Source organism: Solimonas fluminis, assembly GCF_002930645.1.
GTDB classification, from domain to species: Bacteria; Pseudomonadota; Gammaproteobacteria; order Nevskiales; family Nevskiaceae; genus Solimonas_A; species Solimonas_A fluminis.
The window spans coordinates 32232-51007 of the sequence record NZ_PSNW01000016.1; the positions used below are offsets into that span (position 1 = coordinate 32232).

An 18776-nucleotide genomic window follows, 5' to 3' on the forward strand; every position below is an offset into this window, starting at 1 on the left:
GATCCCGGTATGCGGCAGGCCTCGGTCGCTGGGGGTTCCAGCGTGAGGCCTGGCTCGATGGGAATAGGTTACGCCGGAGGGAGCGGAAGTCATAACGGAGTTCCGTTTTTTTTTGGGGCGCCGTCCGTGGCGGGACTTCACTTCCGGATCGAGCCCCAGCCCGGCCATCCATGGCCGGGCGTTCGCCGGCGTGGAGTGCCATTCAAGGCACTCCACGACAGCCCCGGCTCACCCCCTTCGACAGGCTCAGGCGAACGCTTGGCTAGTCACTTCACGACTACGGAAAACCCCTCCCCCGTGTTTGCCGGGATCATCTTGCTCGCGCGCGTGTTGCCTCTCCCTCCGGGGGAGGTCGCGCCGCGGGCGCGGGTGAGGGGCGCGCGTGAAACAAGTGACTGCTCATGTTTGGCCCTTGTCCCTCACCCCTGCCCCTCTCCCGGAAGGAGAGGGGTTCTGCCGCCTTGGTTTTTCCCGCAGAGGGAAGAACCAAACAAGAAAAGCCCAGCCGGAGGCTGGGCTTTTCGGGTGACGCCTGCGGCCTACTGCGCGGCGGCGCCGAAGTTGTACTTCAGGCGGGCGCCGACCATGCGCGGCATGCCGAGCATGCGCGACTCGTAGGCCAGCAGCTTGTAGGTGCCGCTGGTGTAGGTCACGTATTCCTCGTCGAGCACGTTGGTGCCGAACACCACCAGGTCCATCGGGCTGTTGAAGATGCGGCCCCAGGTGAAGTTCAGGTTCAGCAGGCTGAACGCATCGAGCATGCCGTAGGGGCCGGAGCTGGAAGCCGCCGAGCGCTGCTGGCCGATGTAGGAGTAGGTCGCGCCCAGGTCCATCTCGCCGAGGCTTTCCGACACCGGCAGGCGCCAGTTCAGCGAGCCGACGTAGGTCTGGTCCGGTGCGTACGGCAGTTCGTCGCCGACCTCGGCGATCGGCGTCACCGAGGCGCCCGCCAGTTCGCCGCCCGCCGCCCGGACCTTCTCGGTCAGATCCTCCTGCTCCAGCAGCTCGGTGTCGAGCAGCGAGAAGGACAGCGCGAAGGTCACGCGGTCATGCGGCTGGAAGAAGGCTTCACCCTCGATGCCGGCGATGCGCGACTTGCCGGCGTTGACGATGGTGGTGGTCTGCAGCGAGTCGCGCGAGATGTAGCCGAGCTGCAGCTGCTGATTGGTGAAATCGTTGTAGAACACCGACAGGTTGAAGCGGCCCGGCACCGGTCCGCCGAACTGGGTCTTGATGCCGAGCTCGTAGGTGTCGACCTTCTCGGGCTCGAAGGTATCGACGCCCGGATCGGCGGCCAGGATGACGCTGCCCTGGCGGTAGCCACGCACGTACTTGGCGTAGACCATCTGGCCCTCGAAGGGCTTCCAGTCGACCTCCAGCAGGCCGGTGGGTGCCTTGCTGCTGACCTCCGGCGTGACGATCTGCTCGTTCGCACCCAGCGGCGCCGCCAGCAGCCAGCGGTAGCTGGTCTTGATGCCGTAGCCCTCGGTGTGATCCCAGGTGTAGCGCAGGCCGCCGGTAGCGCTCCACTGGTCATTGAAGTGCCAGGTGCCCTGCGTGTACACGGCGCGGTTCAGGTACTCGGTCTTGTACTGCTGCACCAGCACGCCGCCAACGGCACCGAACAAGGGGTCATAGCAGTCGAAGCCGGAGGGATCGCCTTCCAGGCTGGCCATGTTGCAGGAGATCAGGCCGGCGGAGTTGTTGCCGGAGTAGCCGTCGGGACGGCTGTTTTCCCAGTACACGCCGCCCTGCCATTCCAGCGCGCCCTCGAAGGAATTGCCCTGCAGCTGCAGTTCCCCGACGTAGGTCTCCTGGCTGGTGACCGGGATATCCGGGTTGGGCACCGACACGCCGGTCTTGAACTCGCGGTTCGGATTGGGATCGAGCGAAACCGGACCCGCGATGCCCAGCAGTTCGGTGAGCGGATTGCGGGGGATGTTGAGGAGGGGGACGTTGTAGCGGAACTGGGTACCGAAGATGTCCGAGCCGTTCTCCGTGTGGAGGTGCGCGTAGGCCAGGATATTCTTCAGCGTAACGTCATCCGAGATATCCCAGGTCAGCGTATTGATCAGGCGCTTTTCCTTGATGTTGGTCATCGGCGAGGCGATCGTGCTGACCACGTCGTAGAAGCCGTCCTGACCCGTGGCTTTCTGGCGGGCGAGCTGGTCCGCGCAGGCCGGGTAGTGCAGCAGGCCGGAGAATGCCCCGAAGAAGTCGCCGGTGAGGTAGTCGGCGTTGCAGGCGTAGAGCTGGGCGCTGTAGCCGGTGCTCTGCGAGTCGATGTAGGACAGGATCGTGTAATTCTCGACGCTGTCGCTGATGTTCCACAGCGTGCTGAGGCGGCCGGAGATGTAGTCCACGCTGCCCAGCGCATCGGTGCCGATACGGGTGATGTTGTTGAGATGTCCGTCGCGCTCGTTGCGGTCGATGCCGAGGCGGACCTTGAAATTCTCCGTCACCGGCAGGTTGACGACGCCCTGCTGGCGGAACATGCCCCACTCGCCGCCGGACAGCTCGACGTAGCCCTCGAACTCGTCCTTCGGACGGTTGGGCACCAGCAGCACGGCGCCGCCGGTGGTGTTGCGGCCGAACAGGGTGCCCTGCGGACCCTTCAGCACCTGGACGTTGGCCAGGTCGAACATCACGCCAGGGCCGGCGCCGTCGCCGGAGGTCTGCGAGCTCTGTCCGCGCGGGGCCACGACTTCGGCCATGTAGGTGGCCACGGACGCGGTGGTGCGCAGCTCCTGGGTGAAGCCGCGGATGGAGAAGGTGGCGTTGTCGGCGCCGAAGCGGTTGTTGGTGGACAGCGAGGGCGTGTAGACCGCCAGGTCCGCCGAGTTGGTGATGTTGGCGTTGGCGAGCTGCTTGCCGTCGAACACGGTGATGGAGATGGGCACGTCCTGCGCGCTTTCCTCGCGGCGCTGGGCGGTCACGACGACCTCCTCGATCATCGGGCGGCGCGCGCGCGGCGTCGGCGCGGACTCCGGCACGGCGGCCTCCTTCTGCGGGAGGGGGATCACGTCCAGGTCCAGGCCGGTGGTATCGGGAGCCGGCGGGGCGGCCGCAGGGGCGGCTTCGGCGGTGGCGGGGGCCGGCTCGGTGGAAGGAGCCGCGGCGGCAGCAGCTGCCGGTTCGGTGGAGGGAGCCGCGGCGGCGGCAGCGGGGGCCGGCGGCGGCGCGGGCTCCGGCTCGACGCCTTCGAGGTCGAACAGGTCGTCGAGCTCGCTGGTGCCGCCCGAAGGAGCGGCGGCCGGTGCGGGCTCCTGGGCCGGCTCCTGGGCCAGGGCCGCAGGACCGTAAGCAAGGCCTGCGGCCGCCGTCAGCGCGGCGGCCACCATGACTGCCTTCATCTTCCCTTCCTCCATGACTCTCTCACCTTCAATCCGTGCCACTGTTATGTTCGAACCCGCGTCTGTTCCGCCGCGGACGCCCCGACCGGAATCAGGGGCTTGAATAGCGATGACCGGAGCCTGACATAGCGCGGCGCGCCTGCCTTGATCCGGTGCGACAAACGAGTTTGCTGCTGCTGCAGTGCGCATGGTCTGCGCCGGCAGGGTGTCTCGCGTGGCGAGGACGCGCCGGACGATGCACCGCAGCATGGGACGCGGCGCGAGCCGGCTGGGCGGCCCAGGATCTTGCCGTCGCCCGCGGGGCAACCGAAGCAAGCGACTCCATGATCTCGTCTCCTCCGCGCAGTTGATTCGCACACGACCAACCCGGCCCCGGGGCCCTCCGCTGCGTCGGCATCGGGCTCCCTTCACTTCCTCTACGGCTTCAGGACCACGCATCCCACGATAGACGGCAGGCTGTCGAGCCGCCAGACACCACAGCGGCAGCCCTCTTGTCCCTGCATGCAGGAAGTGGCCGGTTTTCTGCGATTCTGGCTCCCGCGGGAGAATCGCGAATCGGCCTTTCGGACGGCCTGCGCCGCGGCACTCCGCAGCGCAGGCCGTGGCGGTCACATCAGGGCAGCTCGACCACGCCGCCGCCGAAGGCGGAGGTCTCGCCGGTCTGCGTGGTGGCGATCTGCTTGATCTCCACCAGCTTGCGGCCGCCTTCCTCGAACTTGCGGATGACTTCGCCGTTGATGAAGACGGTGTCGCCCTCGGGGTTGTGGCGGCGGATCTGGCAGTGGGCGCTGCGCAGGAAGCCGGCATCGCCCTGCCAGTTGGTCAGGTGGTGGGTCAGCCAGGAGCAGCGCTCCGGGCCGTAGTCGTAGGCGCCCGGCGTGCCGACCTTGAGGGCGAACTCCTCTTCCCAGTGCACGCGCTCGGGGCAGTCCGGGATGTTGAAGCGGTTCTTGATGCCCAGGCCCGGGTGCTTGTGGTGCTGCGCCCAGGCCAGCTTGTTGGCGCGGATGTAGAGGCCGCCCCAGCCTTGCGCGTAGCAGATGAAGCCGGTGACGGTCATCGGACCCTTGACCATGGTGGGCAGCTTGTCGCCGACGTTCACGTCCTTCCAGTAGCGCGGGGTGGCGCCGCGCACTTCTTCCTTGGCATAGAGCTCGAAGATCTTCGACAGTTCGTCGTCGGTGTACTTCTTGGGCTCGCGGGCCTTCACTTCGGTGTACTTGGTGCCCTTCTCGCGCGCCACGTCGCGGTCGGTGCGGAAGCACCAGCTGTCGGCCTCGGCGACGAAGTCGCCGCTCTGGTTGTAGAACCTGACGTTGTAGATCTGCTGGAAGGAGCGGCCGGCGAAGCGGGTCTGGTGCTCGATCAGGTCCTTGAGCTTGGCCTCGGTGCGGATGGTGTCGTTGCGCAGCACCGGCTTGTGCCACTGCCAGTTGGCACCGGCCCACATGGCATGCACGCCCGACAGCCCGCCGACGTAACCGGAGACGATGCGGCTGGTGGTGAACATGAAGCTGGGCAGCGCCACGATGCCGCCGAAGCGCGACCGGGCGGCGTAGTCCGGATCGCACCACAGCGGGTTGTCGTCGCCGATGCCGTGGGCATAGTGACGGATGGCGTCGCGGGTGGCCTCGTAGTTCCAGGGCTCGACGGTGTCGGTAATGGGCACGCCGATACGCTGGCGCAGTTCATCCAGGCCCTTTTCGGTGATCTTGGGGAACGCGGCGGACATGTCGTTGGGCATCTCTATCTCTCCTTCAGGTTCTTGAATCCGGAATCGGTAATGGGGGGTCAGGCGGCGGCCGCGTTCTCGCGGTCACGCAGGACCTTGCGGTTGACCTTGCCGGCAGGGGTCTTGGGCAGCTCTTCGACCAGGGCGATCTGGCGCGGGAATTCATGCTGGCTGAGGCGCTCGCGGGTGAAGTCCTGCAGTTCGCGGACGAAGGCCTCGCTCTGGCTGCGCGGGCTGACGACGAAGGCCTTGACCACCTGCCCGCGCAGCGAGTCCCTGACGCCGATGACGGCGGCCTCGCGCACGTCCGGGTGCTTGAGCAGGACGTTCTCGATCTCGACGGCGCTCATGGTCCAGCCGGCGGAGATGATGACGTCGTCGGCGCGGCCGCCGTGGTAGAAGTGGCCGTCCTCGTCGATCCAGCCGAGATCCTTGGTGGGCACCCACTCGCCGCGGCGCAGCAGCTTGAGCTCGCCGATCTGGCGCGGGGCACAGGGCTTGCCGCCGGCGTCCTGCACCTGCACGGTCTGGCCGGGGATGGCCTTGCCCAGCGAGCCGGGCTTGACCGTGAAGTCCGGCGCGCCGGGGTAGTTGACCAGCACGACGCCGACCTCGGTGGTGCCGTACATGCTGCAGACCGGGCGGCCGAACAGTTTCTCGGTGTATTCCAGGGTGGCGGGGTCGATGGGCTCGCCGGTATAGGACAGCTTCTGCAGCCTGAAGCGGAATTTCTCCGCCTCCCCGGTCGCCTTCATCATGCGGTAGTGCGTGGCCGCCGCGGACAGGTTGGTGATGCCATAGTCCTGCAGGGCCTGCAGCAGGCGCAGCGCCGCGAACTTGCCGGACATGGTGCCGGTGGTCACGCCCAGCGACAGCGGCGCCAGCGTGCCATGCCACATGCCATGGCCCCAGGCCGGCGACGAGGGGCAGAAGAAGTCGTCTCCGGGGCGCACGCCGGTGCCGTACAGCGCCGCCAGGGCCAGCACGACGATGGAGCGGTGGGTGTGCCTGACCGCCGCCGGCAGCTCGCGCGTGGTCCCCGAGGTGTACTGGAAGGCGGCGAGGTCATCGGCCTTCGTGTCGACCTTGAAGGTATCCGGGTAGGCCTTCAGCTCCTCGAACAGGCTGTCGTCCGCCACCACCACGCGGGTATTGGCCGAGGCCTTGGCCATCCCGGCCTTCTCGGTATTGGTGACCAGGATCACCGGCGTGCAGTCCGCCACGCGCAGTTGCAGGCCTTCCGGCCCGAACAGGGTGAACAGCGGCACGCTGATGGCGCCGGTCTTCATGGCGCCGAACATGGCGGTGTAGAAGGCCAGCGAGGGGTCGAGCATGAAGGCGACGCGATCGCCCGGCCTGACGCCCTGGGCCAGCAGCCAGTGGGCGAAACGGCTGGACCACTGCGACAGCTCCCGGAACCCGATGATCTCGTCGCGGCCGTCGGCATGGGCGACGCGGACGGCGATGCGCCGGGCGTCGGCGGCGTGACGGTCGATGCACTCGTGGGCGATGTTGAAGGACTGCTTGTCCCCGTCGAACAGGGCCCAGACCGCCTCCATCGAGTAGTGCTGCTGCGCGTCGGCGTAGCGGCTGTAGTCCGTCAGCTTGCTCATCTGCTCCCTCTGGGAATGTATGCCGGGCGCTGGTCTCCCCTCGCGCCGGAGGCATCAGAACAGACGCTGACTGTTGTTGTCAATGTGCAATAATTGTTGTATTAGTAAAACATCCCGACAAGAACTGCCGATTGTCCGGGATGGCAAAGCTGTTGCCGCAGGCCTTCGCGGCGACATCGCCACCGCCGTTCGCGGGTGCATAATCGGCTCCACCAGGGCTGCATCGGTCGATGATGCTGACGATGAAACAGGGCGCGCGGGCGACGATGGAGGTAAAGGCGGCGCTGGAGACTCCCAGCGCGCAGGTGCAGCTCGTGCACTACCGCTTCGGCGAGCCGCCCGAGAGCGTCGTCTCCATGGACGACAAGATCCGCGTGGAACTCTGCCTGAACACCCGCCACCGCAGCGCGCGCGCCTGCTTCGCGGGCTGGCAGAGCAGCCGCTACGAGCGCATCGGCGAGGTCTTCGTGGTACCGCCCACCATCGAGATGGCCGCGCGCAGCGACGAGGACCGCCCGCTGTCCTCGGTGATCTGCCTGCTGGAACTGGCACCGGTGCTGGCGCTGTTCGACCGTCTGCCGGAGATGAGCGAGCGCTTCCTGCTGCTGGGCCTCGACGTGCGGGATGCCCAGGTGCGCCAGGGCCTGCTGCGCCTGGCCGACGAGGCGCGACACCCGGGCTTCGCCAGCCAGATCCTGGTGGAATCGATCGCTGCGCAGGTCAGCGTGGACCTGCTGCGCTACGGCATGGCCTTGCCCGAGCGCAGCGTGCAGGGCGGACTCGCGCCCTGGCAGCTGCGGCGCATCGAGGAACGGCTATATGAGGTGCGCGAGGCGCCGGGCCTGCAGGAGCTGGCCGGACTCTGCGGCTTGTCCGTGCGCCAGCTGACGCGCGCCTTCCGCGTGGCGCGCGGCTGCTCGGTAGGCCAGCACGTGGCCGACCGCCAGATCGGGCATGCCAAGCGGCTGCTGGCCGCCGACGAGAGCGTGGCCTCGATCGCCGGCACCCTGGGTTTCTCGTCGTCCTCGAACTTCTGCTACGCCTTCCGCCGCGCCACCGGGCTGACGCCAGGGCAATACCGCCAGGCCCTGCCCTCGTTCCGGGCGATCCAGCACGTGCGCTTTCCGCGGCCGGCGGCGCTGGCGAACTCCTGAGCAAGGTCCGGGCGGCGATGCGGCGGGAGGCCGTGACCCGCCGCGGGGCGGACCTCGCTTTCCGTCCGGTACCCGGCGGGAATCCGCCGGCCCCGCGGCCCGCCACGGAGTCGCCCCGGGCGGTTCCGGATGGAACCGCCCGGGGCGCCGGTCACTTGCCGAGCAAGGCTGCGATCTCGGCCCGGCGGCCGGTGTCGGCATCCTCCCGTCCCGGACGCGGCGGCGCAGCCAGCGCCTTGCGCAGGTACTTTTCTCCCTCGGCGCGGTTGCCCTGCTCCAGCAGCAGGTCGCCATAGAAGTAGTTGGGATCGATCCCGTTGGGATTGATCTGCAGCGCTCGCTGCAGGTACTCGGCCGCCTTCTTCCTGTCGCCATAGGCGATCGGCCAGCCCGGCGCCTTGGCGTAGAGGCTGCCCAGCGAGGTGTAGATCGAGCCGTCCAGCACGGCCGGCTGGATCTTTTCCGCCTGCAGCAGGAGTTCCCGCGCGGTCTTGATCTTGCCGAGCGCTCCCAGGCCTCCCTCGAACTTGGCATGGCTGCTCAGGATGATGGCCTGCCATACCAGCGGCTCGGCGCGTCCCGGGTTGGCGGCCGCGAGTTGCGCGGCCCGGGCGCCCAGCCTTTCGAACTGCTTCTCCTTGTCGGCGGCAGCCGTGACGTAGTACGCCTCGGCCCAGCCATGCTGCAGCGCCGGCAGGCCTTCTTCCACGGTTTCGGCCCGGGCGGCGAAGGATAGTGCGAGGCTGCCGAGCAGCAGCCCCAGGAACAGCTTGCGGATCATGATGTTTTCTCCTGGAAGGCGAAATGGGACTCAGGGCAGCTGACGCAGCGCATAGGGCCGCATCTGCTGTCCCTGCTTGCGCAGCGCGGCATCGACCAGGCGGGGAAACCAGGCGTTGATGCGGACGAACAGCTTCTCGGGCCAGCCGAGGTAGCGCTCCTTGCGGTTGCGCTCGATGGCTTCCACCAGTGCGGAGCCGACGGCCTCGGGCTCGTCCTGATTCATCGCCAGGGCGCTGGCCATGTCGCTGACCGCCCCGCTGTTCAGGGCGGTGCGGGTGTAGCGCGGGGCGAAATACAGCACCTCCACGCCGCTGCCCGACAGTTCCCGGCGCAGGGCCTCGGAAAAGCCGCGCAGGGCGAACTTGGTGCTGGAATAGGTCGCGAAGCAGGGGAAGGCGATGGATCCGAAGATGGAACCGACGTTGACGACCAGTCCGCCGCCCTGGCGCAGCATGGGCAGCGCCGCCTGCACCAGCTGCATCGGCGCCAGGACATTGGTGCGCCAGAGCTGCTCGATGGCCTCGGGCGGCGTCGACTCGAAGTAGCCGAAGTGCATCGCGCCGGCGCAGTTGATGACCATGTCCAGCCGCACCTCGAAACCGCGCAGGCGTGCGACCAGGTCGCGCGCCGCGCCCGGCGCGGTCAGGTCGGCCGCCAGCACCTCGGCCCGCCCACCCTCGCGGCGAATCTGCGCGGCCAGGGCCAGCAGCTCTTCCTCGCGGCGGCCGCTGAGCCAGAGCCGCGCGCCGCGCGCGGCCAGTTGCAGGGCCGCGGCCCGGCCGATGCCGCCGGTGGCGCCGGTCAGAAGGATGCAGCGGTCTTGGAGATGCATGAGGAATGCTCCTGGTGAAGATGGCGGAAGATGTCGCCGTAGAGGCGGTAGAACATGCGCGAGGCGTGGATCACCGCGTCCTGATCGCGCGGCTCGGCGAGCCGGTCCACCAGCTCGCGGAAGAAATCGACGTGGCCCACGTCCAGCGCGCCATGGCTGGCGAGATAGCTGAAGGCGCTGCTGGGCAACTGCACGGCCTGGGCAATCTGCCGGGCCGCCTGTGTCGCCAGCGCGGTGCTGGTCCCTTCGAGCACATGCACCATGCCGAAGAAGCCCACGGGATTGCCGCGCATCACCGTGTCGTAGGCGTAGGACACCATCAGCTCGGTGGGCACCGCCGGGCGGCCGTAGCGCACCCGATCGGGGTCGCCCCCCGCGGCGCGGATGTCGTTCAGAACCCACTCATGGTGGCCGTACTCCTCCTCGATGTAGTGCACGATCTTGCCGCGCAGCCATTCGTAGTCGTCGGTCAGGCGACCGCCGCAGGCCATCATCAGCGGCACGGTGTGCTTGACGTGGTGATAGGCCTGCGAGAGGAAGGCGATGTACAGGGGCCGGGTGACGCGGCCGGCCAGGGCATCGGCGAACAGCGGCAGGCCGAGCAGTTCGGCGCGATCGGCCGCCGTGGCGTCCTGCAAGGCATCATAGAAACTCATGCTGGGGTTCCTGGTAGAGGGAGTCGAGTGCGGCGCCGTACTGCGCCAGCAGGCTGGCGCGCCGCAGGCGGCCGTTGGGGGTGAGCTGCCCGTTCTGCGGCGTGAAGGCCTGCCGGGCCGCCAGCCAGTGACGCACTCGCGCATAGTCCGGCAGCATGGCGTTGACCTCGGCCAGGGCTGCATCGACCGCATCCGGGGTCGCGCCCGGCCGCGGCACGATCAGCGCGGCATTCCAGGGACGGGCTTCGCCGAATACGGCGGCCTGCGCAATCGCCGGCTGCAGGCAGAGCTCGCGCTCGACCCACTCCGGCGCCACGTTGCGCCCGAAGGCGGTGATGAACATGTTTTTCTTGCGGCCGGTCAGCCAGAGGTAGCCGTCGGCGTCGAGATGGCCGATATCGCCGGTGGCCACCGGCTCGTCCGCCGCGCGGGGCCGCTCGTTGACGTAGCCGAGGAAGGCATTGCCCGACACCAGGACCTCGCCGTCGGGCGCGAAGGAGACGCGCACGTGCGGCAGCGGGCGGCCGGCGCTGCCGGGACGGTCCGCGGCGGCGGTATTGAGCGCCACGACGGAAGAGCACTCCGACAGGCCGTAGCCCTCGTGGACCGGCAAGCCCGAGGCTCGCGCGCGCTCCAGCAGCCGCGGCGCCACCGGCGCTCCGCCCACCGCGACGAATCGCAGCTGCGAGGGGCGCGGCAGACCGGCCTCGATCGCCTCGACCAGCCCCTGCAGGATCTGCGGCACGAGGATCGCCGTGCTGGCCCGTGCCAGTTCCAGCGCTTCGAGCAGCAGCCGGGGATTGAATCCGGAAGCCCCGCGCAGGCCGATCTCCGACATCGGCCACAGGCAGGCAGCGGCACCTGCCAGCAGCGGCGCGTACAGTCCGCCAAGGTTTTCCAGCAGCGTCGCCAGCGGCAGCACGCAAAGGTGGCGATCACCCGGGGCCGCGCCGCTGGCCTCGGCCAGCGCCTGGGCGACGCGTTCCATCTGCTCCTGGGCGAGACAGACTCCCTTGGGTTCCCCGGTGGTGCCGGAGGTGTAGGTGATCTTGGCGGTACCGTCCGGGATTTGCGCCGGGGGCTGCGGAGGCAGGCGGAGCAGGCTCAGCACGGCCGGCCCCAGGCCCAGTTCCAGCGCCTCCACCGGCAGCCCGGCGAAGGGACCCGTGGCGGCCAGGGCCGGATCGGCCAGCACGGCCTGGGCACCGGCGCTGCGCAGGGCATGGGCCATCTGCTGCGGCGAGAAGAACGGCGGCAGGGGTACGAGGCGTATGCCGGCGCGCAGGGCCGCCAGGTCGGCCAGCGCCCAGCCCAGGCCGTTGTCGGCCAGCAGGCCGACCACGCGCAGGCCGCGCGACGCGAGCTGCGCCGCCAGGCGTTCGATGGCATCGGCCAGTTCCGCGTAGCTCAGGCGTGCTTCGCAGCCATGCAGCGCCAGCGCCGCGGGTTGGCGGCGGGCATGCTCCCGGATCGCATCGAGGACCCGGCTCACGGCGCCCCCACCCGGGCGACCGGCGCCAGCGCGGCGGCGAGCGCGCGCGGTGACGACGCCATCTCCTCGAGCTGGCTCCAGCCGTTGCGCACGTCTCCCAGCATCACGGAGGGAGAGTGGCGGTAGTAGCTGCCCCAGTAGGCCCGCTCCGTTTCGGGAAGACGCCCGATCGGCGCGGGAGCCATGACGCTGAGCGGCAGGCCCAGCCGGCTGAAGCCGTTGCACAGCCGCGCCGCACCGGTGAAGACCACCCAGTGGAAGGACTGGCGATGCAGCAGCCGCGTCAGCAGGGGGATCAGTTCGCGCAGCGCACCCGGCGTGGCGCCGGCCAGGTTCCCGACCTCGGCGATATGCCGGCGTGAAACGGCTTCCCCGGCGCGCCGGGAGACCAGCTGCTCCACCGGCTCGTCGAGGTAGCACTCGAGGAACAGGCGCTCCTCCGCGGCGGAGCGCATGCCGAAGGCCGCATGCAGCCGACCGCCGGCGTCGTAGGTGCCGAACAGTCGCGGCATGAAGCGCCGCAGCTCGGCGCCATAGGCGTCCGCGAAGCGCTCGGCGATGAAGCGCTCGAGCAGGAGGCGTTCCTCGCGCTCGGCCAGGCAGAGCCGGACAGCGGACGCCGGAGCGCCTTCGACAGGGGCCGCGCCCGTGCGGGCATCGCCTGCGGTTGGAGCATGGGAGAACATGAAACTCGCTTCCTGGTCTGGACCCGTGGTGGGCCATGCCAGAAGGGGAGCAACGGCGGTGCCAGCCCGGCACCACTGCCTCAAGCGATTGTTAGATAACGGTTTCCAGATGAATTCCCGGCCACGGCGGCCGGCCCCATGGCCGGCAGGACTTGTCGGGACCGCAAGATCCGTCCGACAAATCTTGCAGGGTCAGCGGCTGCAGTCGACGGGAGTATCCGGCGGCAGCAGCCGCCCTTCGGCATCCACGAGCACCACCGCCCGCACGCGCTCGTCCATCGCGCAGTACGCCAGGTAGCCCATGGCGTTGCCCGTGGCGGCCACGAAGCGCAGCACGGCCGCCTCGGAAGCCAGCACATGCGGCGGGCGCACGCCATGAAAGTACTGCTCGTTCCAGTAGCCCTCCATCGCCTCGGGCGTCAGGCGCAATACCGATTCGGTGAAGCGGCGACGCAGGGGATGGTCGGCCGGCAGATTCACCGGCTCGATACGCCGGCCATCGGGCCAGAGCAGCTTCTTGCGCTTGTAGATCAGCGAGACATCGTCCAGGTCCAGCGATGCGGCCTGGCGGTCCGCCGGGACGATCACGGCGATCACCGGCTCGGCCGCCTGCGCGAAGACGGCGACGGCGGCCAGCAGCACCAGCAGGAACAGGCGCATCAGAAGAGCACCGCGAACGACGCCAGCAGTCCGTCGCGGGCGTCGATGTCGTTGTCGGTGGCCCGGCTGTATTCGGCCTTGAACACCAGCCCCGGACGCGGACGGTAGTTCAGGCCGCCCAGGTAGACATTGAGATCGCGCGTGGCGGCGGTGTCGCGGAAGGTCTCGTAGCGGGCGACGGCGAACAGGCGCTCGCCCAGCGGGGCCGCCAGCTGCAGGTAGCCGCCCTGCTCGTCGCGCTCGGCATTGGTCAGGCTGGTGATCCGGTAGGCGAACTCGCCTGTCAGTTCGTAGCGCTGCCAGTTCCACTGGAAGTCGGCACCGTAGAGGCGACGGCGCTGGTCGGCGCTGCTGTCCAGCTCGAAGTCGACGAAGGACAGGCCGACGCTGAGCTGCGGCAGGATTTCCGTGGACAGATGGAGGCCGTAGGCTTCTTCGAAGGTATCGAGTTCGGGATTGGGAAACAGCTCCTGGCCGGGCGAGCCGTAGATCGAATACTCCAGGCCCCGCGGCAGCCAGGGCAGCACACCGGTGAGCATCGCGCCGGTGGCGTTCACCGGGAACGTGGCCTCGGTGATCAAGGGACGCGAGGTGGTCCAGACCAGCGGCGCCGCATGGATCAGGTTCCAGTGGCCGACGGGCGTCAGGAACTTGCCGAGCCGCAGCTTGAGCGAGTCGCTGTAGCGGTAGTCGAAGTAGAAGCGCTCCAGGCCGAGATAGGCGTCGTCCACGGTGATCTCGTCGGAGGTGGCCAGGAAGCCATCCTCCAGCTCGACCTCGGTGAAGAATTGCCAGCGCCCGCCGCCGTCCCACCACAGGAATCCGCTCAGCGCGTCCAGACCTGCGCGCCAGTCAGGATCGCCCGGCGCGCCGCCGGTACCGTCGTAGGCCATCACCGCGTAGCCACCCGCGGTGAAGCCGCTGTCGCCCAGCACGATCCCCTGGCCGAGGCGATAGCCCGGCGCCGGATTCCCCTGCACGGCCGCGGCCTGTTCTTCAACGGCCTGCGCCAGGACGGCCGGACAGGCGAAGGCCAGCGACCATGCCGCCGCACGCAAAAGCGAATCAAACCTGTTCAGCATCGAGGACTGCCGCTCAAACCCGGGAAAGACTTACTCTAGCGCACCGTGACGATTCGCCGAATCCTGTTGTTCGCCTTCCTGCTGGTCAGCCTGCTGCCGGCGGTAGCGTTGACGCGCCTCGCCTTCGACCGCAGCCGCGCGGCGATGCTGGGCGAGATCGAGCAAGGCGTCATGCGCAGTACCGCGGCGGTTTCGGCCGAGGCGGACCAGCTGCTCTACGAGCGGCTGCTCAACGCCACGACCTGGAATCACCTGGAAGTCATGCAGGACCTGCGGATCGACGACGTCGACAAGCGCCTGTCCTCCTTCCTGTCGGAGATGAAGCTCCGCTATGGCGGCACCTACCGCGCGCTCCATGCCGTCGACGCCCAGGGCCGCATCGTCGCCAGCAGCGATGCCGCGCGCATCGGCCAGGTCCATGCCGCGCCGAGGCCCTGGGCCCAGGCGGCGCTGCCCGGCGGACTGGTGCGCGTGGAACGGCCGCGCAAAGAGGCCGAGGGCCGGATCATGCTGCTGAGGGTGGCGATTCCATCCCAGTTCGAGGATGGCGACGCCGGCGACCTGCTGCTGGAATTCGACTGGGCGGCGATGCAGGCCGTGCTGGACCATGCGTCCGACGCCACCCGGCAACTGCTGCTGGTGGATACCGGGGGCCTGCCCCTGGGGGCCTCGTCGGGCCTGTTGCCGCAGATCGACCGGGACCGCTCGCTGCCCGCCGGCTGGTGGCCGCCGCCCGGGGGCCTGCATGCCTTCGACCGCGATGGACATCCCTATGCGGAAGGCGCCGTGATCGTCGGCCACGCCCGTTCGCCCGGCCTCGGCCGCTTCCCCGGACTGGGATGGTCCTACCTGATGCTGCAGTCGAGGCAGGTGGCGCTGGCGCCGGTGCAGCGCATGGCCTGGGCCTTCGCCGGGCTGCTCGCGGTCACGGCACTGGTCACCATCCTGGCCTCGCTGCTGGTGGCCGGCAAGATCGCCCGGCCGGTCCTGGCATTGACCGACTTCACGCGGCGCTATGCGCAACCCAGCGAACGGCCGCAATTGCCGGAGGGCGGCCCCGCCGAGATCGGCGAACTGGGACGCAGCTTCGTCAGGCTGGTGGATGACCTGGCGCACTCGCAGCAGACCCTGGCGCAGGCCTCGAAGCTGGCGGCCGTGGGCGAAGTGACGGCCTTGCTGGCGCACGAGGTGCGGACACCGCTTGGCATCCTGCGCAGCTCCGCCCAGACGCTGCGCCAGGAAGAAGGCCTGGGCCCCGAGGCCAGGGAACTGCTGCAGATCATCGACAGCGAGACCGGACGCCTGAACCGCCTGGTCAGCTCGCTGCTCGACAGCGCGCGCACGCGCAGCCCGCAGTTCGCGGCGGTGGACCTGCATGCGCTGGCGCGCCACGCGGCGACCTTGCTGAATACGCAGCTGCGTGACCGCCGCATCCGCTTCGAGCTCGATCTCCAGGCGAGCCAGAGCATGCTCGACGCCGACGGCGAGCAGCTGACGCAGGTGCTGCTGAACCTGACGATGAACGCGCTGCAGATCCTGCCGCCGGAGGGACGCATCGAGATCGCCAGCCGCAACGAGCCCGGGCGCCTGCTGGTGGAGGTATCGGACGACGGCCCGGGCATCGCGGCGGCCGACCGCGGCCGCATCTTCGACCCCTTCGTCTTCAAGCGCGAAGGCGGACTGGGCCTGGGCCTGGCGGTGGTCCGGCAGATCCTGCGCCAGCACGGCGGGGACATCTCCGCCGGCGAGAGCCGCCTCGGCGGTGCCTGCTTCCGCTTCTGGCTGCCGCTTCAAGGAACCCGTATCCCATGAACAAGAGACGCGTCCTGGTCGTGGACGACGAAGCCAACATGCGGCGCGTGCTGGAGATCATGCTGTCGCGCCGCGGCTACCGCACGCTCAGCGCCGAGGACGGCCGCCAGGCGCTCGCGATGGCGCAGGCGCACCCGGTCGACCTGGTGATCAGCGACCTGCGCATGCCCGGCATGAACGGCATCGAGCTGCTGCGCGAACTGCGCGCGGCCGGCAACGACCTGCCCCTGATCATCATCACGGCCCAGGGCAGCATCGAGAGCGCCGTGGAGGCCATGCGCCTGGGTGCCTGCGACTACCTGCTGCGCCCCTTCGACAACGAGGCCCTGGATCTCGCCATCGGGCGCGTATTCGCGGTGCACGAGATGCAGCAGCAGAACCAGTTCCTGCGCGGCGAGGTGGACCGCGGCTGGGACGGCCTGGTCGGCACGGGAGCTGCGATGCAGCGCGTGCGCCAGCAGATCGCGCAGGTGGCCCCCACCCGCGCCAGCGTGCTGCTGACCGGCGAGACCGGCACCGGCAAGGAGGTGGTCGCGCGGGCGATCCACCGCGCGTCGCCGCGCGGGGAAGGCCTGTTCGTTCCGATCAACTGTGCCGCGATACCGGCCGACATCCTGGAAAGCGAGCTGTTCGGCCATGAGAAGGGCGCCTTCACCGGTGCGCTGAAGGACCGCGTCGGCAAGTTCGAGCTGGCCCAGGGCGGCACGGTCTTCCTGGACGAGATCACGGAGATGCCGATCGCGCTGCAGGCCAAGCTGCTGCGGGTGCTGCAGGAGGGCGTGATCGAGCGGCTGGGAGGCAATACCCCGATCGAACTGGACCTGCGGGTGATCGCGGCCACCAACCGCGTACCGCGCCAGGCGGTACGCGAGGGGCTGATGCGGGAAGACCTGTACTACCGCCTCAACGTCTTCAGCATCGAACTGCCGCCGCTGCGCGACCGCCTGGAGGACCTGGCGGCCCTGGTTCGCCATTTCCTGGACGGCCTCCACCGGGGAGCCCGCCCTCACCCCGGGATCACCACCCAGGCCCTGGAGTACCTGCAGCAGTACCGCTGGCCCGGCAACATCCGCGAACTGGGCAACATGGTGGAGCGCGCCAATATCCTGAGCGGCGGCGGCCCCCTGGACCTGGCGCATTTCCCGCTGGATGAAGCGGGGACCGATGCCCTGCCCAATGCCCCGGACAGCGCCACCCTGCCGGCCAGCCTGGATCTGGAGGCCGCGGTCCAGGACCTGGAAATGCGCATGATCGGCGAAGCCCTGGCCCAGTCCGGCGGCAACAAGACCCGGGCTGCGCAGCTGCTGAGGATCAGCGAGCGCTCGATCTGGTACAAGCTGAAGAAGTACCGGCTGGGAGCCAATGCGGAGTAGGCGCTCGACGCCGGTCGAACCAGGGCGGTCAAAGGCGGTAGTGACGATGGTCATCCCGAGGCTCCTCCCGGCGGGACTCCTCGGTTACTGCGCCCCCAGCCCGCGGGACGCCGGGAGGGGATCGGCCTCGCTGCCCTAGCCTCGCCGCTGCCTGGCCTGGAGCTTCGCGTACAGGTAGCGGCCGATGCGCATCCACAGCGGCATGCCAAGCGTGTAGCACAGCTCCTGACGCCGGCTCGCGATGCGCCACCCCTGCTCGCCCCGGACGTAGCGGTCGTGGTACCAGATGCCGAACACCACCGTCCGGGTACCGACCCCCAGCAGGTTCCGGATCACCATCGGGTTGTAGCAGGCCACCTGCCCGGTGGCCTGGTCGCCAGCGATCTCGAAACGGAAGTTCCCCATGAGATGCATGTGGCTCCGGAAGAACGACAGGGACTTCGCCAGCCAGGGCTTTATCTCGGCGTAGGGCGCGTCGATGCCGCCCGTGGCGCTGTAGTCGATCCGCGCGTCGGGCAGGAACACGCTGTCGAGCCTGTCCCACTGGCGGGCATCGATCGCATTGGCGTACTCGATGGCGAGGTCTTCGAGTGCGATGCGGTCCTGCAGCTTGGCGTTGGCTTGGGTCATCGGACGGTCCCCACCGGCTCTACGGGTCTTGTGACGGCAGGGTATGCCGCTGCTCGGGGTGAGGACGTCGTCTGGCCGGACGACTTTCCTTCGAAAGCTTGGAGGCCGTGTTGGGATAGAACCCGGCGATTTCACTGACCGCCTTGTGCCAATTCTCACCGATCACGAACGACCACTTCCGGGACGCTTAACGCCCAGGTTCAGGGGCGGCCTCGCCGAGCCCCGCCCGATAACGCTCAGGCGGCAATGCTGCCTCCGCGCTCCATCACCGTGCGGAAAATATCGCAGCAAGATCTCGCTTTTGGCCGCGCAATTCCCCCATAGAAATGGCTTGATCGATCGTTAGCATTCCTGCAGCAAGTCCCAAAATGACCCTAGCCTCCGCGCGAAATACCGACTCGGGTTTCTGGCTCTCATTGAGCACGACTCGGCTCCCCATTTCGTCGACTTTTACAGTGAGGACTGCACCGTCGACTTCCAGGCCCGCAACGGCCGGTTCCTCGAACCGCCTTCCGAGTAACAGTGATTCGACGGCTACCACCAACCAATGCGGCTGAAAGCTATCTCCCTTCGGACCCGACACCATGAGGGGCCTGCTCCAGTTCACCAGCGCTGCTATCGCGCCGCGAAGTTCACTCCCCCAAGGGGTGAGCGCATAGGCAACGCCATTGGTGTGGGTATCGAGTTGACGTTGTACGACACCGGCTTCTTCCAATTCCCGCAGGCGCTCTGCGAGCAGATTGGTGGAAATTCGCGGCAAGCCGGCCTGTAGCTGGCCGTATCTGGCTGGGCCAATCAACAGCTCGCGCACGATCAGCAGGCTCCACCGGCTGCTAACGATATCGAGAGCCCGCGCCAATCCGCAGTACTGCCCGTACGACCGTTTAGTCTCCATTAGTCCCTTAGCCTTAGCCGCGG

General features: G+C 68.4%; 15 protein-coding genes. 3 read left to right on the top strand and 12 right to left on the bottom strand.

Annotated features, from left to right (window positions below):
• Positions 1-539 precede the first annotated feature (539 nt).
• The 3 genes from C3942_RS20285 to C3942_RS20295 all read right to left on the bottom strand — a co-directional run bounded on the left by C3942_RS20285 (position 540) and on the right by C3942_RS20295 (position 6698).
• Complete coding sequence (locus C3942_RS20285) at positions 540-3353, bottom strand: TonB-dependent receptor (protein ID WP_133164377.1); 2814 nt, start codon at positions 3351-3353, stop codon at positions 540-542.
• A gap of 613 nt (positions 3354-3966) precedes the next feature.
• Positions 3967-5097, bottom strand: a complete 1131-nt coding sequence (locus tag C3942_RS20290) for an FAS1-like dehydratase domain-containing protein (protein ID WP_207766174.1) — start codon at positions 5095-5097, stop codon at positions 3967-3969.
• A 47-nt stretch (positions 5098-5144) separates the two neighbouring features.
• Positions 5145-6698 (bottom strand): acetate--CoA ligase, encoded by a 1554-nt coding sequence (locus tag C3942_RS20295; protein WP_104232196.1) that lies wholly within the window; start codon positions 6696-6698, stop codon positions 5145-5147.
• Between the two features lie 242 nt (positions 6699-6940).
• On the opposite strand from C3942_RS20295, the gene C3942_RS20300 reads away from it, so the two are divergent.
• Positions 6941-7852, top strand: coding sequence for a helix-turn-helix transcriptional regulator (locus C3942_RS20300; protein ID WP_133164378.1), 912 nt, complete (start codon positions 6941-6943; stop codon positions 7850-7852).
• Positions 7853-8003: 151 nt separating this feature from the next.
• On the opposite strand, the gene C3942_RS20305 is transcribed toward C3942_RS20300, so the two are convergent.
• The 7 genes from C3942_RS20305 to C3942_RS20335 all read right to left on the bottom strand — a co-directional run bounded on the left by C3942_RS20305 (position 8004) and on the right by C3942_RS20335 (position 14043).
• Positions 8004-8633 (bottom strand): tetratricopeptide repeat protein, encoded by a 630-nt coding sequence (locus C3942_RS20305; RefSeq protein ID WP_207766175.1) that lies wholly within the window; start codon positions 8631-8633, stop codon positions 8004-8006.
• A 30-nt stretch (positions 8634-8663) separates the two neighbouring features.
• The gene (locus C3942_RS20310; RefSeq protein WP_104232198.1) at positions 8664-9467 is read right to left on the bottom strand and encodes an SDR family oxidoreductase; all 804 of its coding nucleotides are present in this window, start codon (positions 9465-9467) and stop codon (positions 8664-8666) included.
• Positions 9437-10123, bottom strand: a complete 687-nt coding sequence (locus tag C3942_RS20315; RefSeq protein ID WP_104232199.1) for an iron-containing redox enzyme family protein — start codon at positions 10121-10123, stop codon at positions 9437-9439. Before C3942_RS20315 ends, C3942_RS20310 begins: the two co-directional genes overlap by 31 nt.
• A complete protein-coding gene (locus tag C3942_RS20320) occupies positions 10110-11615 on the bottom strand; it encodes an AMP-binding protein (protein WP_104232200.1) in 1506 nt (501 codons plus the stop codon). The genes C3942_RS20315 and C3942_RS20320 overlap by 14 nt, the downstream gene beginning before the upstream one ends.
• A complete protein-coding gene (locus C3942_RS20325; protein ID WP_104232201.1) occupies positions 11612-12301 on the bottom strand; it encodes a thermostable hemolysin in 690 nt (229 codons plus the stop codon). Before C3942_RS20325 ends, C3942_RS20320 begins: the two co-directional genes overlap by 4 nt.
• A 192-nt stretch (positions 12302-12493) precedes the next feature.
• Positions 12494-12961 carry a type 2 periplasmic-binding domain-containing protein gene (locus tag C3942_RS20330; protein ID WP_104232202.1) on the bottom strand — a complete coding sequence of 156 codons (468 nt, stop codon included), beginning with the start codon at positions 12959-12961 and terminating at the stop codon, positions 12494-12496.
• A complete protein-coding gene (locus C3942_RS20335; protein ID WP_133164379.1) occupies positions 12961-14043 on the bottom strand; it encodes a TonB-dependent receptor in 1083 nt (360 codons plus the stop codon). The genes C3942_RS20330 and C3942_RS20335 overlap by 1 nt, the downstream gene beginning before the upstream one ends.
• Positions 14044-14088: 45 nt before the next feature.
• Between C3942_RS20335 and C3942_RS20340 the strand changes: the two genes are divergently transcribed.
• Positions 14089-15855, top strand: coding sequence for a sensor histidine kinase (locus tag C3942_RS20340; RefSeq protein WP_133164380.1), 1767 nt, complete (start codon positions 14089-14091; stop codon positions 15853-15855).
• On the top strand, positions 15852-17228 hold the full coding sequence (locus C3942_RS20345) for a sigma-54-dependent transcriptional regulator (RefSeq protein WP_104232205.1): 1377 nt from the start codon (positions 15852-15854) through the stop codon (positions 17226-17228). Before C3942_RS20340 ends, C3942_RS20345 begins: the two co-directional genes overlap by 4 nt.
• A 135-nt stretch (positions 17229-17363) precedes the next feature.
• Here C3942_RS20345 and C3942_RS20350 read toward each other — a convergent pair whose 3' ends face one another.
• Both C3942_RS20350 and C3942_RS20355 read right to left on the bottom strand, forming a co-directional pair.
• Positions 17364-17858, bottom strand: coding sequence for a nuclear transport factor 2 family protein (locus C3942_RS20350; RefSeq protein ID WP_104232206.1), 495 nt, complete (start codon positions 17856-17858; stop codon positions 17364-17366).
• Positions 17859-18123: 265 nt separating this feature from the next.
• On the bottom strand, positions 18124-18753 hold the full coding sequence (locus C3942_RS20355) for a winged helix-turn-helix transcriptional regulator (protein ID WP_104232207.1): 630 nt from the start codon (positions 18751-18753) through the stop codon (positions 18124-18126).
• Between the last annotated feature and the right edge of the window lie 23 nt (positions 18754-18776).

What these genes read in the sequence shown, in the direction of transcription:
- C3942_RS20325 (WP_104232201.1), bottom strand. Translation starts at nt 12,301, where the DNA reads ATGTTCTCCCATGCTCCAACCGCAGGCGATGCCCGCACGGGCGCGGCC.
- C3942_RS20305 (WP_207766175.1), bottom strand. Translation starts at nt 8,633, where the DNA reads ATGATCCGCAAGCTGTTCCTGGGGCTGCTGCTCGGCAGCCTCGCACTA.
- C3942_RS20330 (WP_104232202.1), bottom strand. Translation starts at nt 12,961, where the DNA reads ATGCGCCTGTTCCTGCTGGTGCTGCTGGCCGCCGTCGCCGTCTTCGCG.
- C3942_RS20300 (WP_133164378.1), top strand. Translation starts at nt 6,941, where the DNA reads ATGAAACAGGGCGCGCGGGCGACGATGGAGGTAAAGGCGGCGCTGGAG.
- C3942_RS20350 (WP_104232206.1), bottom strand. Translation starts at nt 17,858, where the DNA reads ATGACCCAAGCCAACGCCAAGCTGCAGGACCGCATCGCACTCGAAGAC.
- C3942_RS20285 (WP_133164377.1), bottom strand. Translation starts at nt 3,353, where the DNA reads ATGAAGGCAGTCATGGTGGCCGCCGCGCTGACGGCGGCCGCAGGCCTT.
- C3942_RS20310 (WP_104232198.1), bottom strand. Translation starts at nt 9,467, where the DNA reads ATGCATCTCCAAGACCGCTGCATCCTTCTGACCGGCGCCACCGGCGGC.
- C3942_RS20345 (WP_104232205.1), top strand. Translation starts at nt 15,852, where the DNA reads ATGAACAAGAGACGCGTCCTGGTCGTGGACGACGAAGCCAACATGCGG.
- C3942_RS20335 (WP_133164379.1), bottom strand. Translation starts at nt 14,043, where the DNA reads ATGCTGAACAGGTTTGATTCGCTTTTGCGTGCGGCGGCATGGTCGCTG.
- C3942_RS20295 (WP_104232196.1), bottom strand. Translation starts at nt 6,698, where the DNA reads ATGAGCAAGCTGACGGACTACAGCCGCTACGCCGACGCGCAGCAGCAC.
- C3942_RS20355 (WP_104232207.1), bottom strand. Translation starts at nt 18,753, where the DNA reads ATGGAGACTAAACGGTCGTACGGGCAGTACTGCGGATTGGCGCGGGCT.
- C3942_RS20315 (WP_104232199.1), bottom strand. Translation starts at nt 10,123, where the DNA reads ATGAGTTTCTATGATGCCTTGCAGGACGCCACGGCGGCCGATCGCGCC.
- C3942_RS20290 (WP_207766174.1), bottom strand. Translation starts at nt 5,097, where the DNA reads ATGCCCAACGACATGTCCGCCGCGTTCCCCAAGATCACCGAAAAGGGC.